Origin of the sequence: Rhizobacter sp. Root1221 (genome assembly GCF_001425785.1) — a bacterium.
Classification (GTDB): Bacteria; Pseudomonadota; Gammaproteobacteria; order Burkholderiales; family Burkholderiaceae_C; genus Rhizobacter.
In genome coordinates this window covers 122109-137390 of record NZ_LMDI01000018.1, presented here as the reverse complement: position 1 = coordinate 137390, position 15282 = coordinate 122109, and the positions used below count along the sequence as shown (strand labels likewise).

Here is a 15282-nt window from a genome sequence, read left to right as displayed (position 1 = left end):
CGTCAGCGTGCGGCGTCCTTGCGCGGTGGCGCGGACGCCGACGGCATCGCCCCCATCGACCCTGGGGCGGCGCCCCCCCACAGCTTTTTCAGCCGGGCCAGTTCGGCGTCGTACAGGCGGTCAATGCGCAGGATCTCGTCCTTCTGGTTCTGCACCAGGGACCGCTGGGCGGTGGTGGCCGCCTCGTTGGCATCGAGCGACTGGCGCAGCTTCAGCGGCATCTGCTTGCCCTTGTAGAACTCGGCCTCGTCGGCCAGCGGCTTGCGCTCGCGTTCCAGTTCCTTCAGGCGGCCCTCGGAAAAACGCACGCCCTTGTCCACGTCGTCGAGTGCGGCCTCGCGGGCCTTGCGGTGCGCCGGTTCGTCGGGGAAACGGCCCAGCAGGTTGCGGTCGCGACGGATGGCGTCCTGCAGCGCGGCGCGTTCGAGCGCGGCCTTGCGCTCGCGGGCCTCGTATTCAGCCTGTTCGTCGAGGGTGCGGGTGGGCGGCACGATGCGCTGCACCGACCCGTCGGCGTTGAGCATGCGCTGCTCGCGGGTGGAACATTCCGGGATGGGCCGGTCGGACGTGAGCCGGCGCCCGTTGCCGTCGACACAGCTGTAGATGCCGGCGGCGTCGGCGCCGCTGGCCGAACAGGCCAGCAGGAACCAGGCTGCCAGCCGGCGGCTGACCGGGAAACGCACACGCGACAACTGCACCATCACACCCCGTATCGGTCTCTGTAGGCGGCCACCCGTGCGCCATGTGCGCCGAGGGCCGGATCCTGGTTGGTCTCCAGATACTGCAACAAGTCCTTCAGGGTCGCAATGGCGCAGACGTCGAGGCCCAGCTGGCGTTGCACGAACTGCACAGCGGACCAGGGCGCGTCGTTGCCGTTGTCGGTGGCCTTCTCCTGCCGGTCGAGCGCAATGACGACGGCCGAAGGCGTGGCCCCCGCCGCCTGGATCATGGAGATGGATTCGCGCACGGAAGTTCCCGCGGAGATCACATCGTCGATGATGAGCACACGGCCGGCGAGCTTGGCGCCCACGAGCGTGCCGCCTTCGCCGTGGTCCTTTGCTTCCTTGCGGTTGTACGCGTAGGGCACGTTGCGGCCCTGGCGGGCCAGTTCGACGGACACGGCGGCGGCCAGCGCGATGCCCTTGTAGGCCGGGCCGAACAGCATGTCGAACTGCAGGCCGGAGGCGATCAGGCGGCGCGCATAGAATTCCGCGAGACGGCCGAGCTTGGCGCCGTCATCGAACAGGCCGGCGTTGAAGAAATAGGGCGACAGCCGCCCGGCCTTGGTCTTGAATTCCCCAAAGCGCAGTACGCCTGCCTCCACCGAAAACGTCACAAAGTCTTGTGCGAGGGGGTCGGCTTCGCGCGTGGGGCTCATGGGAGTCTTTCGTGTTCCGTCTGGTGTCTCTGAATCTGAACGGCATCCGGTCTGCGGCGACCAAGGGGCTCGTTCCCTGGGCCGAAGCCCTGGGTGCCGATTGTATGGGTGTGCAGGAAATCAAGGCCCAGCAGGCCGATGTGGCCGGCCGCTTCGAGCGTTTGCACGACCTGCACGGGCACTTCCACTTTGCCGAAAAGAAGGGGTACTCGGGGGTCGGGGTTTACACCCGGAAGACACCGTCGAACGTCGTGGTGGGTTTCGGTTCACCCGAATTCGACGCCGAAGGCCGGTACCTCGAACTGCAGTTCGACACCCCCACGCGCAAGCTGAGCGTCATCAGCTGCTACTTCCCGAGCGGTTCGAGCGGCGAGGAACGCCAGCTCGCCAAGTTCCGTTTCCTCGCGCTGATGACCCCGCACCTGCAGCGGCTCAAAGCCGAGCGCGAGTTCATCCTCGTGGGCGACGTCAACATCGCCCACAAGGAGATCGACCTGAAGAACTGGCGCAGCAACCAGAAGAACAGCGGCTTCCTGCCCGAGGAACGCGCATGGATGACCCACACCCTCGATGAAGTGGGCCTCGTGGACGTGTTCCGCACGCTGAACCCGAACGCCGAGCAGTACACGTGGTGGAGCAACCGCGGCCAGGCCTGGGCCAAGAACGTGGGGTGGCGGCTCGACTACCACCTGGCCACGCCGGCCCTGGCCGCGCTGGCCCGCAAGGAATCGATCTTCCTCGACCAGCGCTTCTCCGATCATGCGCCGTTGATCATCGACTACGACTTCACGTTGTAGACCGCACGCGTCATTCAGCCTCGACAGCGGCCCCGGCACCTGGCCGATCGATTCATTTGTGACGTGCCCGACATCCGTTGGCTGGCTGAATATCGGGTCGTTGATCATCCAGGACGAATCCGACGTTTGACCGGCGGTGGCGCGCCAGCACGCAGCGCACCCAACTGCAGGTCCAGCATGGGCGCGAGGGTCGCGCGCAGCATCGCCTCGCGCCCTTCGGGCGGGGTGAAGGCGTTGAACTGCCCGGCCAGCGCCAGGTGCGCGAAGCCGTGCACCACCGACCAGACCGCCAGCAGGGCCTGCCACTGAAGGGGCGGCAGCGGCTCGTCGGCGGGCGTGCCGTACAGACCGCGGATGCCCGCTTCCAACACCGAAAACGCGGCGCGGCCGCTGCTGTCCACCGCGTCAGCTTCGTGCGGACCGCACCGGAACATCAGGCCGAACCGGCCCGGGTGTTTCAACGCAAAGCCCACGTAGGCTACCCCCTGCTCGCGCAACCGCGCCACGGGGTCGTCGCCCCCGCGCATGTTGCCGGCCTCGAGCGCCGCGGTGAGGCCGTCGAACGCGAGCGATGACACGGCCGCGAGCAAACCGGCCGCATCGCCGAAATGGTGGGCCGGCGCGGCAGGCGACACCCCCGAGCGGCGCGCCACCTCCCGCAGCGAGAACCCCTCGACGCCACGTTCGGCCAGCACGGCCTCGGCCGCGTCGATCAGCGCTTCGCGCAACGCGCCATGGTGATACCCGTCGCGAGACGGTGTGCCGGCAGCGGCGGCGGGCGGGGACTTCGGCTTGGGCATGGACGGCTCGGGGCGGGGAACGCCTCAACTTGACACCGTTCAGATCATAACTTATCGTCAATCTGAACGCTGTTCAGATCGAATGGCGTGCGCCCCCTGACTGGAGAAGCCATGCCCACCCCCGACCTGATCTTTTCGATGTCGAACAGCCTGGCCATGGCCGCCTGGCTGGCCTTGGCCGTGTCGCCCCACGGCGCACGCTGGACACCCCGCGTGCGCCTGGTGGCCGGGCGCCTCGTGCCCCTCCTGTTCGCCGTCGTGTACGTGGGCCTGTTCGCCACCCATGGCATGGCCGGCGGCGGCTATGACTCCCTTGCCGCCGTGCAACGCCTCATGGCCGTGCCCGGCCTGCTCACGGCCGGCTGGCTGCACTACCTGGCGTTCGACCTGTTCGTGGGCACGTGGATCGCCGAACGCGCCGGCACGCTGGGCGTGCCCCACGTCCTGGTGCTGCCGCTGCTCGCACTGACTTTCATGTTCGGCCCGGCCGGGCTGCTCGCCTTTGCCGCGCTGCGGTTCGTCTGGCAACGCCGCCACCCGGCGTCCGCCCTGGCCTGACCTCGAAGGAACGCTCGATGGCCACGATGCCCCTCTCCCCGAACGCCATCACGCCGTCGCCGTGGCGCCGGCTGCCCGGCGAGTTGCTGGCACGCGAGCGCCGGCTGGCGCGGTACGGCTTCGTGCTGCTCGCCCTGCTCGTGCCGCTGGCCCTGGCCTGGGCGCTGGACGACCGTGTGCTGCGCGACGCGAACGTCTGGATCAAGCCGTTCAAGTTCACGCTGTCGGTCGCGGTGCTGGCCCTGACCACCGCGTGGTTCGTGGGCCACCTGCCCGCCGCGCGGCGCACGCACCGCTCGGTGGATTGGATCGTGGGCTTGCTGATGGGCTCCGGCACCTTCGAACTGGTGTACATCACGCTGCAGGCCGCCCTGGGACAAGCCTCGCACTACAACGAGACCGACCTGCTGCACACGGTGATGTACACGTTGATGGGCATTGGCGCCCTCGTGCTCACCGCCACCCAACCGATGCTCGCGTGGCAGCTCCACCGCCACCCCGATGCCACGCGGCCGCGGGTGTACCGGCACGCGGTGTTGCTGGGCCTGGTGCTGACGTTCGTGCTGGGCGCCGGCGCCGGCATGCTGCTCGGCAACCGCCCGCCGGCCAGTGCGGGTGCCACGCTGCCGGTATTGGGGTGGTCGCTCGCGGGCGGCGACCTGCGGCCGGCGCATTTTGTCGGCATCCATGCCGAACAGCTGTTGCCGTTCATCGCCCAGGCCGCCCTTGCCGCCCGATTGCGACGGCCCGCGTGGGCAGCGTGGGTGATGTGGGGCTTCGCCGGGGTCTACATGATGTTGTTCGGCGCGCTCGCGGTGTGGGGGCTGGCCGGCCGTCACTGAATCGCGGTATCCCCGCGGCCGGTTTCTCACTACCATGCGCCTTCAGGATCGATGGCACCGCGCTCTCGGCAATCCGGCCGGAGCGTGACACCACGCCTGCTACACCAGGAGCGCGACATCATGGGATTCTTCAGCACGATCCTCGAGAAACTCGGCATTGGCAACGCGAACGCCGCACCTGCACCGTCCGCCACCGCACCGGCCCCTTCGGCCTCGCCCGCGGCGGCCACGGCCATCCCCGTCGTCGACGTGGTGGCTCAACTGGAGCAAAAGGCGGCCGCCAACGCGCAGAAGCTGAACTGGCGAACGTCCATCGTCGACCTGTTGAAGCTCCTCGACATCGACAGCAGCCTCACCGCCCGCAAGGAGCTCGCCACCGAACTGGGCTGCCCGGCCGACAAGATGGGTGACTCCGCCCAGATGAACATCTGGCTGCACAAGGCCGTGCTCGCCCGCATCGCCGCCAACGGCGGCAACGTGCCGGCCGACCTCCTCGACTGACCCGGGGAGCACACCATGCAGATCACTGATCTCCTCGCCCAGACGGGCGGCCTCGAATCGATGGCGCGCGAGCTGGGCATCAGCGAGGACGAGGCGGCCAGCGGCGCGGAGGCGCTGGCGCCCGCGCTGCTCGGCGGGTTCAAGAAGCAGGCGCTCAGCCAGCCCCAGGGGCTGGGCGGCCTCGGCGACCTGCTGGGCCAGTTGGGCGGCGGCGGGCTGCTCGACCAGGTGCTGTCGCCCCAACCCACCGACACCCGCCAGGGCGACGACGTGCTGGGCCAGATCTTCGGCTCGCGCGACGTGAGCCGCACGGTGGCCGACGACGCCGCATCGAAGTCGGGCCTCGACCCGTCGCTGCTGAAGAAGATGCTGCCGATGCTCGCGATGCTGGTGGCGGGGTACATGGCCAAGCAAGGGGGCGGCGCATCCGCCGCGGCACCCGATGCCGGGGGCGGCCTCGGCGGCTTGTTGGGTGGCCTGCTCGGCGGGCGCGGCGCCAACGCCGGCGCGGGGGGCGGCCTCGCGTCCATGCTGGACATGAACGGCGACGGCAATGCGCTGGACGACATCCTGCGCATGGCGGGCAAGGCGTTGCGCTGAGTTCGCGCCGAAAATCGCCAACGACTTCACAATCCGGGTCGCGCCGCCGGTCCCGGCGTTGAAGTCGGCACGCCACCGTGCCGACACCGAGTCGTTGTGCCGCGGACGCGCCGGGCGAGGCGTCCGTTCCATCCCCATTCTCCGTGGAGACCCCATCCGATGATCCGCCCTGCCCTCGCCCTTGCCGCCCTCGTTGCCACTGCCGCTCCGGCCCAAGCCGGCGAGGTGTATGCCGGTATCGGCCTGCCGGGTGTGCTGGTGGGTTACGCCCACAGCCTGAGCCCCACCATCACCGTGCGCGGCGACTTCGCCACGCTCGGCAGCCGCAGCGAGCGGTCGAACGAGGAAGGCATCACGTACGACACGAAGGCCTCGTTCAGCCGCACCGGCCTCTTCGCCGACTGGTTCGTCGCCGGCGGCTTTCGCCTGACGGGTGGTGTCACGTTCAACCGACTGAAAGCCGACATGCACGCCCGCGGCGACGGCACGAACTTCCAGATCGGTGACGTGTCCGTGCCGTCGAGCGCGGCCGACCGCCTCGATGTGAAGATCGAGTACCCGAAGGTGACGCCCTACCTGGGCATCGGCTACGGCCACCAGCCCGACAGCGGGTGGGGCTTCGTGGCCGACCTCGGCGCCTCGATCGGCAAGGCCAAGGTGTCTGAAACCCATTCGGGCCCGAATTTCAGCCTCGTGTCGCAGGCCGAGGTGGACAAGGAAATGGCCGAAGTGCGCGACAGCGTGGCCAAGTTCAAGGCTATTCCGCAGATCACGGTTGGCGTCAATTACAGATTCTGAGCCCCCCAGTCGCTTCGCTCCTGCCCCCAAGGGGCGCCCGCGGTCGCCCGGGGGACCCGGGCTCGGCAGTAGCTTGATCTGTCGCGTCGCTTCGCTTGCTCTCCTGGCGTGCGCGATTCGGGGCGTTGCTTGCTTCGCTTCGCTTGCCGGCGGGGATAATCGCTGGATGCGCTCTCTTCCTGTCTCCCTCTTTTCCCCCAAGGCCCACTGATGTCGATCCAGTGGTATCCGGGGCACATGCACGCGACGAAAAAGGCCATCGTCGAGCGGATGAAGGGCGGCATCGATGTGGTGATCGAGTTGCTCGATGCGCGGCTGCCAGGGTCGAGCGCGAATCCGATGCTGGCCGACCTGACCCGCGGCAAGCCGGCGTTGAAGGTGCTGAACAAGCAGGACCTGGCCGACCCGGACCGCACGGCCGCATGGCTCGCGTACTACAACGCGCTGCCGGCCACGCAGGCGATCGGGCTCGATGCCAGCGTCACGGCCCCCGCGCAGCGCCTGACGGACGCGAGCCGCTCGCTGGCGCCGCTGCGCGGTGGAATGGCCAAGCCTTTGCGGGTGCTGATCTGCGGCATCCCGAACGTCGGCAAGTCCACGCTGATCAACACCCTCGTGGGCAAGAAGGCCGCCAAGACCGGTGACGAACCGGGCATCACGAAGGTGGAGCAGCGCATCTCGCTCGCGAGCGATTTCTACCTCTTCGACACCCCCGGCATGCTGTGGCCCCGCATCGCGGTGCCCGAAAGCGGGTACCACCTCGCGGCCAGCGGTGCCGTGGGCCGCAACGCACTCGACGAGGAGATCGTGGCGCTCGAACTGCTGCAGACGCTGCGCGCGAACTACCCCGGCCACGTCGAGGAACGGTTCCAGCTGAAGGACGTGGCGGAACTGCCCGATGAAGCCTGGCTCGAGGCGATCGGCCGCCGCCGCGGGGCCGTGCTGGGTGGCGGGCGGGTCAACCTGCAGAAGGCGTCGGAGATCCTGATCCACGAGTTCCGCGCCGGTGGGCTCGGGCGAGTGACACTCGAGACGCCGGAGCAGTTCCTCCAATGGCAAGCCACCGCCGCGGTGCACGACGCGGAACGGGCGCAGAAGAAGGCCCGCGGCAAACGCGGGGCACCCGAACCCGCTGACAGCGATCGCGATCGCGACAGCGAGTGATCAACGCGGCGCGCGATGCGCCGCCCGGGTCCACCGCAGCGCGGCGTTGACGAGGTCGGCCGCCAGCACCGGTTTGGTCAGGAAGTCGTTCATGCCCGCGGCGATGCACGCCGCACGGTCCTCGGCAAATGCATTGGCCGTCAGCGCCAGGATGGGCACGTGGGTGCCGTGTTCGCCCGACGCGCCCGCACGCAGGCGGCGCGTGACCTCCAGGCCGTCCATGTCGGGCATCTGCCAGTCCATCAGCACGAGGTCGAAGTGGGTCTGCGCGAAACACGCGAGCGCCGCGGCCCCGTCACTGGCCACCACGACGGAGAACCCCGCGCTCGTGAGCATCGACCCCACGATGGTCTGGTTCACCGGCTCGTCCTCCACCACCAGCACGTGGCAGGTGTCGGGCCGCGCCGCCATCGGGCTCGGGGCCAGGGGGACGCTGGCCTGCGCCGGCACGGCGCGGCCGCCCAGGCGGTTGGCCACCGATGTCTGCAGCACGGGTTTCGCGGCACTGACGTGCCAATGCCGCGGCTGGCGAACGGCGTCGGCGCCGGTGACCGCGATCACGCGCCCCTCCCCCAGCCGAGGCGCCGCCGCATCGACGAGGGCCGCGCCGCCGGGGGCGTCGGTGGCCACCAGCAACCAGCCCTGTCCACCCGCCGCAAACGCCAGCGCGTCGTCGACCGTGTGGCATCGTGTCGATGTGTACCCGAGCCGGGTGAGCACCGCGCCGAGCGCCTCGGCGCTGGCGCCGTGCGGGTCCCAGTAGGCGACGGCCCCCGCGCGGCGCGGCGGCACCGCGGGGTTGCCCGGCACCTCGGGCAGCGGCACCGCCACGCTGAAACACGACCCCTGGTCAGGCCGGCTCGCGAGCGTGATCGCCCCGCCCATCAACTGGACCACCTGGCGGCAGATCGCGAGCCCGAGGCCGCTGCCACCGAAACGGCGCGTGGTCGATTCATCCGCCTGGCGGAACGGCTCGAACACCGCATCCACCGCGGAGGCGTCCATGCCGATGCCGGTGTCCGACACGTCGAACACCAGCTCACCCGGCACCGTGCCGGGACGCACACGCACGACCACTTCGCCCTGCAGCGTGAACTTGACGGCATTGCCGAGCAGGTTGAGCAGCACCTGGCGCAGGCGCAACGCATCGCCGCGGCGGCGGGCCACGACCGAGGGCTCGATCACCACGGCCATCTGCAGGCCCTTCGCACGCGCCGGCACGGCGGAGGTCGCGACGGCCGCGTCCACGCATTCGACGAGGTCGAACTCGCCGACGTCGAGTTCCATGGCACCGGCTTCGATGCGGGCCAGGTCGAGGATGCTGTCGATGAGGCCCAGCAGGTTCGAACCGCTGGTGCGGATGATATTCACCAGGTCGTCACGCTGCGCGCCCTGGACGTTGCCCTCCTGCAGGAGTTGCGCGGCACCGATCACGCCGTTGAGCGGGCTGCGCAGCTCGTGGCTCATGTTCGACAGGAACCGCGTCTTCGCGACCGAGGCGGCCTCGGCCCGCTGCATCGACAGCGTGCGGATCTCCACCTGGTACTCGAGCGCGCGGTTGGCTTCCACGAGCGCGTCACCGCGGCGCTCCACCTCGTCGATCATCGCGTTGAACGCGGTGACGGCACGGCCCACCTCGTCGTCGCCCGCGGCCCGCAGGCGCCGGTCGTACGTGCGGCCCGAGGCGATCGCGGAGGCGGTTTCGGCGAGGTCGAGGATGGGCGCAGTCACCCGCCGCGACAACCGGCCCGACACCCACACCGACAGCAGCACACCGAGCAGCCCGGCGAGCGCGGCGGTCAGCGCCTGCCACGCGAGCAGGCGCCGCTGTTCACTCAGGTCGACGTACAGCGACACCGTCCCGAACGGCTCGCCGCCATCGAGGGCCTCGACCGGCGAACTCACCGCCACATGCCCGGTGAGCAGGCCACCGCTCAGTGGTTGCAGCGGGGTCGACGAGGCACGGCCCCACGACATGGCCAGTTCACCGGTGCGGTCGTACACCCAGGCCCCCTGGACGTGCGGCCGGGCGCGCAGCATGTCGAGTGCGTCGCGCAGGCCCTGCCTGTCCTCGAACGCCAGCGGGGCCCGCAACGCGAAGGCGAGGGACTGCGTGGCCTCGACCGCGTCGGCCCGCGCGTGTTCGTCCATCGACCACCACGAGATCGCGAACACCGTGCCACTGACGAACACCGCCGTCATCGCCGCACACAGCCCGAGCAGCGCTGCCAGCTTGTGGCGCAGCGGCCGGTGGCGAAAGCCGAGACTGGCCACGGGGGCCCTGGAGATCGTGGTCATTCGCGCACCTGCCGGGCCAAGCGCAGCACCTGGCTCGACAACACGAGGTGTGCTGCGCGCAACACCGCGAGGTTCACATCGAATCGCACCGCGTCGTTGACCGGCACCAGTTCCACCATGCCGCCGGCCGCGACAAACCCGTCCCCGTCACCCACCGTCAGCACGCTCCGGCGCACCGCGTCCTGCACGTGCTCGGCGAACGCCGGCGCCGAAGCATGGACGAACAGCACGTGGCATCCGGCCACGCCGCCCGGCGGGGCCTCCAGCACCAGCAGGCGGCTCCCGTTGACGAGTTCACCCGCCTTGCCGCGGAACGATGCGAACACCGGCGGTGAACGGTGCAGCACACACAGGCGCAGCGCCTCCGCCATGGACGGGTCCACGCTCGGCCACTGGGTGAACCGTGCGAGGCTGAGCGTGAGCCGCACCTTGACCCCCAGGTCCTGCTGCGCCCATGCCAGGGGCCAACCGAGCGGACCGGCCAGGGTCAGCAGCACGAGCACGCGGGCAACGAACGTCATCGCAGGTGCCCGTCAGAAGCGAACGGTGAACCCGAGGGCCGCCGAACGGCCCTCGCGCTGCAACACGTCAGGACGGTGTTCGGGGCCGCCCGGCTCGGGAGACGGCACATCGCCGAGGTTGTAGACGCTGAAGACGAGGCTCCACGGCTGGCCCGTCGGGTCGTACTGCACCGTCGCGTTCGCGATCGTCCGGCCCGGCAGGCGCTGGCCCGCCAGCGTGGTGCGCGGCCCCATGCCGAGCACCTCGAGCCCCAGGCGCGCGGCGGACGCACCCAGCGGCACGCTGCCGTGCCATTTGAACAAGGACGCGGGCGCGTTCGACGCCGGGCGCCCGTCGGACAGGCGCACCCGCTGCCGCGCCCAACTCGTCCGCACGCGCCAGCCACTGTCGCCCACGAAATCGCCTTCGATCTCGGCACCGTCGGCCGCCGCATTGGCGGTGTTGCGGTAGACGAGCAGGCCCGTGGCCTCGTCCGTCACTTGTTCGATGAGGCCGCGGATGCGCGTGTGGTACACGGACGCCGACAGCCGGGCCTGGTCGGCCACGCGCCAGTCGGCGGCCAGTTCGTGGGTGCGCAGGCGTTCACGGGTGAGGGACGGATCCGACATGTTGCCCTCGATGCCGTCGCGGGTCTCGAAGACGTTCGGGTCGCGGAACGCCGACCCGGTGAGCGCCTTCAGCACGAGGTCGGAACGTGGCGTCCACAGCAGCGATGCACGCGGCGTCATCCGCGCATCACGCGACGACGACTTGTCCACCCGCGCCCCGAGGCCCAGCGTGACCTGCGGGGTGAGCACGATCTCGTCGTTGGCGAACAGGCCGTACCGGTTGCTGCCGGTGTTCACCTCGAGCGTCGGGACCGTCGAAGGTTCGATGCGCTGGACCACCGTGCGCTGCCGGAAGTTGCGCTGGAACTCGCCGCCCCACACGAGGTGGTGGCCGGCAAAGGCCCGCGTGGCCCACCGGGCCTCGCCCCCGAACCACCGGCCCTCGTCGCGGTAGCGGTTCAGCAGGCCATCGGACACGTACCGCCCGACTTCCGTGTAGTCGTAGCCGGCGACGCCCAGGTGCACCGTGGCCTGGTTGTGCACGTCGACGTCGCGCTGCCACGTCAGGTCCGTCGACAGGAACGAGTCGCGCCAACGGGCGCCGGGGTCGTTGAACACCGCGTCGTACGCGGCGTTGGGGATTTCCTTCGTGCGTTGCGACGCCATCGCCGACACGGTCCACTCCTGCTGGACATACCGTGCGTAGACTTTGCGGTCGTCTTCGGCATCGACGCCGGTGGCCACCCCGTCGTGGGACGCCGGTGTGTCGTACTCGGGGTAGTACCGGTCGGTGCCTGGCCGGTGTTCGGCACTGGCGGCCAGCAGCAGGGATCCCGCACCCAGCTCACGGCCAGACGTGGCCTGCACCTTGCGGCCGGCCCGGCCCGCGGTGGTGACGGTCACCTGGTTGCCCCGCAGGTTGGCCGCGCTGCGCGTGACGACGTTGACCACGCCGAACACCGCGTTCGAGCCGTACAGGGCCGAGCCCGGACCGGAGATGAACTCGACACGCTCGATCAACCCCACGTCGAGTGGAAACTCGCGGCCCACGAGCGCCGAGTCGTACATGTTCTCGTTCGTGCGGACGCCGTCGACGAGCAGCAGCACGCGCGAGCTGTAGTCGCCCGGGCGGCTCAGCCCGCGCACGCCCACGTAGTCGTAGGCCTGGTCGTTGCGCAGGTGCACGCCGCGCACCGCGTTGAGCACCTCGGCCAGCGTGCGCCAGCCGAACGTCCGGATGTCACCCGCGGTCAACACCGTCACGGTGGCCGGGGCCTCGGCCACCTTCTGCGCAAACTTGGAGGCGGCGTAGACCGGCGTGGCCAGCAACGCCTCCAGTTCGTCGATGCCGGGTTCGGCGGGTGGGGCCGCGTGGCCGTTCACGGCCGCCAGGGCCAGCGACAGGCACGGGGCGAGCCGCGCAAAACCTCTAAACAACATGCAGGGATACCAGACGCAACACAACTTCACCGCGTCGAGCAGTGGTCAGCGGGTACGCAGATTCGCGGACCGTTGTTGATTTTCGGCGTGCTGGCGGGCCGGCTGGAGCCGGTCATTGCGACTTAGTTGGCAGGCAGTGCGGATAGCGCCCCTTGCCACGCCGATCAGGCGAGCGCGGAGGCCGGCCCGAAGAACTCCCAACGGGTCTGCGCGGCCGGCACCCCCAGGTCGAGCAGCTGGCGCCGCACCGCCTGCATGAACCCCTTCGGGCCCACGAAACACGCCTCCACGTCACGCGACGCGGGCAACCACGCCCCCAGCTGCGCGGTGCTCAGCAGCCCCACCGCATCGGGTCGGGGTGCCTGTGCCGCGTGTTCGGCATCCGTGTATTCCGCATAGCAGTACCGGCGTGTCAGGTGCGGATGCCGGACCGCGAGCGCATCGATGGTGTCGCGGAAGGCGTGCACCGCGGCGTCGCGCGCGCAGTGGATGAAGTGCACCGGTCGGCCGCTTGGCAACACCGCCTCGAGCATGGCCAGCAGCGGCGTGATGCCCACACCACCGCTGATCAGCACCAGCGGCTTGCTCCCGGCGGGCAGCACGAACTCACCGGCCGGCGGGAACAGGTCGATCGTATCGCCGGGCTGCAGGCGGTCGTGCAGGAACTGCGACACGCGGCCACCCGCCTCGCGCTTGACGCTGATGCGGTACGACTGCCCGTTCGGCGCGGCCGACAGCGAGTAGTTGCGCCGCACCTCGTCACCGTCGATCACGAGCTTCAGGCCGATGTACTGGCCCGGCTGGAAGGCCATGACGGGCGCGCCATCGGCCGGTGCCAGCACGAACGACACGATCTCCGCGCTTTCACGCACCTTTTGCGTGATGCGGAACGCGCGGGCGCCGGCCCAGCCACCCGCCGCCTGGGCGTTGCTGTCGTAGGCCGCGCGCTCGGCGCCGATCAGGATGCCGGCGAGCTGCCCGTAGGCCGCGGCCCAGGCGTCGATCACCGCGTCGGTGGCGACCTCGGCGCCCAGCACCTCGCGGATCGAGCGCAGCAGGCACTGGCCCACCAGGGGATAGTGCTCGGGCTGCACCTGCAGCGACACGTGCTTGTTGACGATCTGCGCGGCCAACCCGCCGATGGCCTCCAGCCGGTCGATGTGTTTCGCGTACATCAACACGCCATGGGCCAGCGCCCGCGACTGCGCGCCGCTCGCCTGGTGCGCCTGGTTGAACAGGGGCCGCACCTCGGGGTGTTCGGCCAGCAGGATCCGGTAGAAGTGCGCCGTCAGCGCCTCACCTCCGGTTTCGAGGAGCGGCACGGTGGCCTTGACGATGTCACGTTGGGTAGAGGTCAGCATCGGGTTTCCTTTTTCGTCGCGGGTGATGCACCAGGAGTGCAACCGGCATGCCATCGCCGGCGGCCTGGAAAATCAAGGACTTGGCGCGTTGAGAGTCATAATGACAACACTCGATGCGAGTCATGTTGACTCGCATGAGGTCCGTATGACTCCCACCCCCCTGCTCGATGCGCTGGTCCCCCTGGTGGCCGACCTCGCACGCGACCTGCCCGAGCGCGAACGCTACCGCCGCCTGCTGGAAACGCTGCGGGTCGTGTTGCCGAGCGACGCTGCCGCGCTGCTGAAGCTCGACGGCGAGGTCCTGGTGCCCCTCGCGGTGGACGGCCTCAGCGACGACACGCTGGGCCGGCGCTTCCAGGCGGCAGAACACCCACGCCTCGCCGCGCTGCTGGATGGCGGCGGGCCCATTCGTTTTGCCCCGGACTGCGGCCTGCCCGACCCGTACGACGGCCTGGTGGACGGTGCGGGCCCGCACCTGGAGGTGCACGACTGCATGGGTTGTGTGCTGCGGGTGGCTGAACGGCCTTGGGGCGTGCTCACCCTCGATGCACTCGACCCATCGCGCTTTTCAGCCGGCGACCTGCCCACGCTGCAGGCGTTCGCGAGCCTCGCCGAGGCCACCGTGCGCGTGGCCGAACGCATCGACCAGCTGGCGCTGCGCGCGGAAGGTTTCCGTGCGGCAGCTGGCCCGCGGCCGTTGCTGGGCCACAGCGCCGCGTTCAAGACCTTGCAGAAGGAGATCGCGCTGCTCGGGTCGAGCGAACTGACGGTGCTGATCGGTGGCGAAACCGGCGTGGGCAAGGAACTGGTGGCCAAGGCCATCCACGCCGCATCGTCGCGCGCCACGCGGCCGCTCATCAGCCTGAACTGCGCAGCACTGCCCGACACGCTCGTCGAGAGCGAACTTTTCGGGCACGTGCGCGGTGCGTTCACCGGCGCGGTGGCCGACCGCCGCGGCAAGTTCGAACTCGCCGACGGCGGCACGCTCTTCCTCGACGAGGTGGGTGAACTGCCCCTGGCAGCGCAGGCCAAGCTGCTGAGGGTGTTGCAGGGCGGCCAGCTGCAGCGGGTGGGGTCCGACCGCGAACCGAAGGTGGACGTGCGGCTGATCGCGGCCACCAACCGCGACCTCGCCGAAGAAGTGCGCGCCGGGCGCTTCCGGGCCGACCTGTACCACCGCCTCAGCGTGTACCCGCTGCGCGTGCCGCCGCTGCGCGAACGCGGCCGCGACGTGCTGCTGATCAGCGGCAGCTTCCTCGAGGAAAACCGCTCGCGCCTGGGCCTCGGCGGCCTGCGGCTCGCGCCCGACGCGCAGGCCGCGCTGCTGGCCCACCCGTGGCCCGGCAACGTGCGCGAACTCGAACACACGATCGCGCGGTGTGCGTTGCGCGCGTTCGGCCAGCACACGCAGCGGCCGCGCATCCTCACGCTGACCGCGGCCGATTTCGACATCGCCGCGGCGGCGCGCCCCGTCGACACCCCGGCCGCCCCGCCCGCCGTGCCGTCGACACCGGGCACGCTGCGCGACGCCACCGGCACCTTCCAGCGGCATCACATCGAGGCGTGCCTGCTGCGCCACCAGGGCAACCGCGCAGCGGCCGCCCGCGAACTCGGGATGGACCGAGCCAACCTCGCGCGCCTCGTGCGGCGGCTGACGGGTTCCGTCAACAACTGA

15 protein-coding genes are annotated in these 15282 nt (G+C 69.8%); 8 read left to right on the top strand and 7 right to left on the bottom strand.

What is annotated here, in order from left to right:
- Positions 1 to 2: 2 nt before the first annotated feature.
- Together ASC87_RS14955 and pyrE are read right to left on the bottom strand one after the other, a co-directional pair.
- Positions 3 to 701, bottom strand: a complete 699-nt coding sequence (locus tag ASC87_RS14955; RefSeq protein WP_056663261.1) for a DUF4124 domain-containing protein — start codon at positions 699 to 701, stop codon at positions 3 to 5.
- Positions 701 to 1378 (bottom strand): orotate phosphoribosyltransferase, encoded by a 678-nt coding sequence (gene pyrE, locus ASC87_RS14950; protein WP_056663258.1) that lies wholly within the window; start codon positions 1376 to 1378, stop codon positions 701 to 703. The genes ASC87_RS14955 and pyrE overlap by 1 nt, the downstream gene beginning before the upstream one ends.
- Before the next feature lie 11 nt (positions 1379 to 1389).
- On the opposite strand from pyrE, the gene ASC87_RS14945 reads away from it, so the two are divergent.
- On the top strand, positions 1390 to 2175 hold the full coding sequence (locus tag ASC87_RS14945) for an exodeoxyribonuclease III (RefSeq protein ID WP_056663255.1): 786 nt from the start codon (positions 1390 to 1392) through the stop codon (positions 2173 to 2175).
- Between the two features lie 104 nt (positions 2176 to 2279).
- Here the strand turns inward: ASC87_RS14945 and ASC87_RS14940 are convergent, their stop codons facing one another.
- Positions 2280 to 2975, bottom strand: coding sequence for a TetR/AcrR family transcriptional regulator (locus ASC87_RS14940; protein WP_082568638.1), 696 nt, complete (start codon positions 2973 to 2975; stop codon positions 2280 to 2282).
- A 111-nt stretch (positions 2976 to 3086) separates the two neighbouring features.
- Here ASC87_RS14940 and ASC87_RS14935 point away from each other — a divergent pair, with 111 nt between their 5' ends.
- The 6 genes from ASC87_RS14935 to ylqF all read left to right on the top strand — a co-directional run bounded on the left by ASC87_RS14935 (position 3087) and on the right by ylqF (position 7438).
- Positions 3087 to 3533: an ABA4-like family protein gene (locus tag ASC87_RS14935; RefSeq protein ID WP_056663253.1), complete on the top strand. Its 447-nt coding sequence runs from the start codon at positions 3087 to 3089 to the stop codon at positions 3531 to 3533.
- A gap of 17 nt (positions 3534 to 3550) precedes the next feature.
- The gene (locus tag ASC87_RS14930; protein WP_056663249.1) at positions 3551 to 4375 is read left to right on the top strand and encodes a hypothetical protein; all 825 of its coding nucleotides are present in this window, start codon (positions 3551 to 3553) and stop codon (positions 4373 to 4375) included.
- A 120-nt stretch (positions 4376 to 4495) separates the two neighbouring features.
- Positions 4496 to 4876: a DUF3597 domain-containing protein gene (locus ASC87_RS14925; protein ID WP_056663246.1), complete on the top strand. Its 381-nt coding sequence runs from the start codon at positions 4496 to 4498 to the stop codon at positions 4874 to 4876.
- 15 nt (positions 4877 to 4891) lie between these two features.
- Complete coding sequence (locus tag ASC87_RS14920) at positions 4892 to 5476, top strand: DUF937 domain-containing protein (protein ID WP_056663244.1); 585 nt, start codon at positions 4892 to 4894, stop codon at positions 5474 to 5476.
- A gap of 159 nt (positions 5477 to 5635) precedes the next feature.
- Positions 5636 to 6274 carry a hypothetical protein gene (locus ASC87_RS14915; protein ID WP_056663240.1) on the top strand — a complete coding sequence of 213 codons (639 nt, stop codon included), beginning with the start codon at positions 5636 to 5638 and terminating at the stop codon, positions 6272 to 6274.
- A 210-nt stretch (positions 6275 to 6484) separates the two neighbouring features.
- The gene (ylqF, locus tag ASC87_RS14910; RefSeq protein WP_056663238.1) at positions 6485 to 7438 is read left to right on the top strand and encodes a ribosome biogenesis GTPase YlqF; all 954 of its coding nucleotides are present in this window, start codon (positions 6485 to 6487) and stop codon (positions 7436 to 7438) included.
- Here the strand turns inward: ylqF and ASC87_RS14905 are convergent, their stop codons facing one another.
- From ASC87_RS14905 to hmpA, 4 genes are all read right to left on the bottom strand, one after another.
- Positions 7439 to 9736 (bottom strand): ATP-binding protein, encoded by a 2298-nt coding sequence (locus tag ASC87_RS14905; protein WP_082568637.1) that lies wholly within the window; start codon positions 9734 to 9736, stop codon positions 7439 to 7441.
- On the bottom strand, positions 9733 to 10257 hold the full coding sequence (locus ASC87_RS14900; protein ID WP_056663232.1) for a YfiR family protein: 525 nt from the start codon (positions 10255 to 10257) through the stop codon (positions 9733 to 9735). Before ASC87_RS14900 ends, ASC87_RS14905 begins: the two co-directional genes overlap by 4 nt.
- Positions 10258 to 10269: 12 nt before the next feature.
- Positions 10270 to 12246, bottom strand: a complete 1977-nt coding sequence (locus tag ASC87_RS14895; protein ID WP_056663229.1) for a TonB-dependent siderophore receptor — start codon at positions 12244 to 12246, stop codon at positions 10270 to 10272.
- Between the two features lie 164 nt (positions 12247 to 12410).
- Positions 12411 to 13607 carry an NO-inducible flavohemoprotein gene (gene hmpA / locus ASC87_RS14890; RefSeq protein ID WP_056663226.1) on the bottom strand — a complete coding sequence of 399 codons (1197 nt, stop codon included), beginning with the start codon at positions 13605 to 13607 and terminating at the stop codon, positions 12411 to 12413.
- Positions 13608 to 13752: 145 nt separating this feature from the next.
- Here hmpA and norR point away from each other — a divergent pair, with 145 nt between their 5' ends.
- Positions 13753 to 15282 carry a nitric oxide reductase transcriptional regulator NorR gene (gene norR, locus ASC87_RS14885; RefSeq protein WP_056663221.1) on the top strand — a complete coding sequence of 510 codons (1530 nt, stop codon included), beginning with the start codon at positions 13753 to 13755 and terminating at the stop codon, positions 15280 to 15282.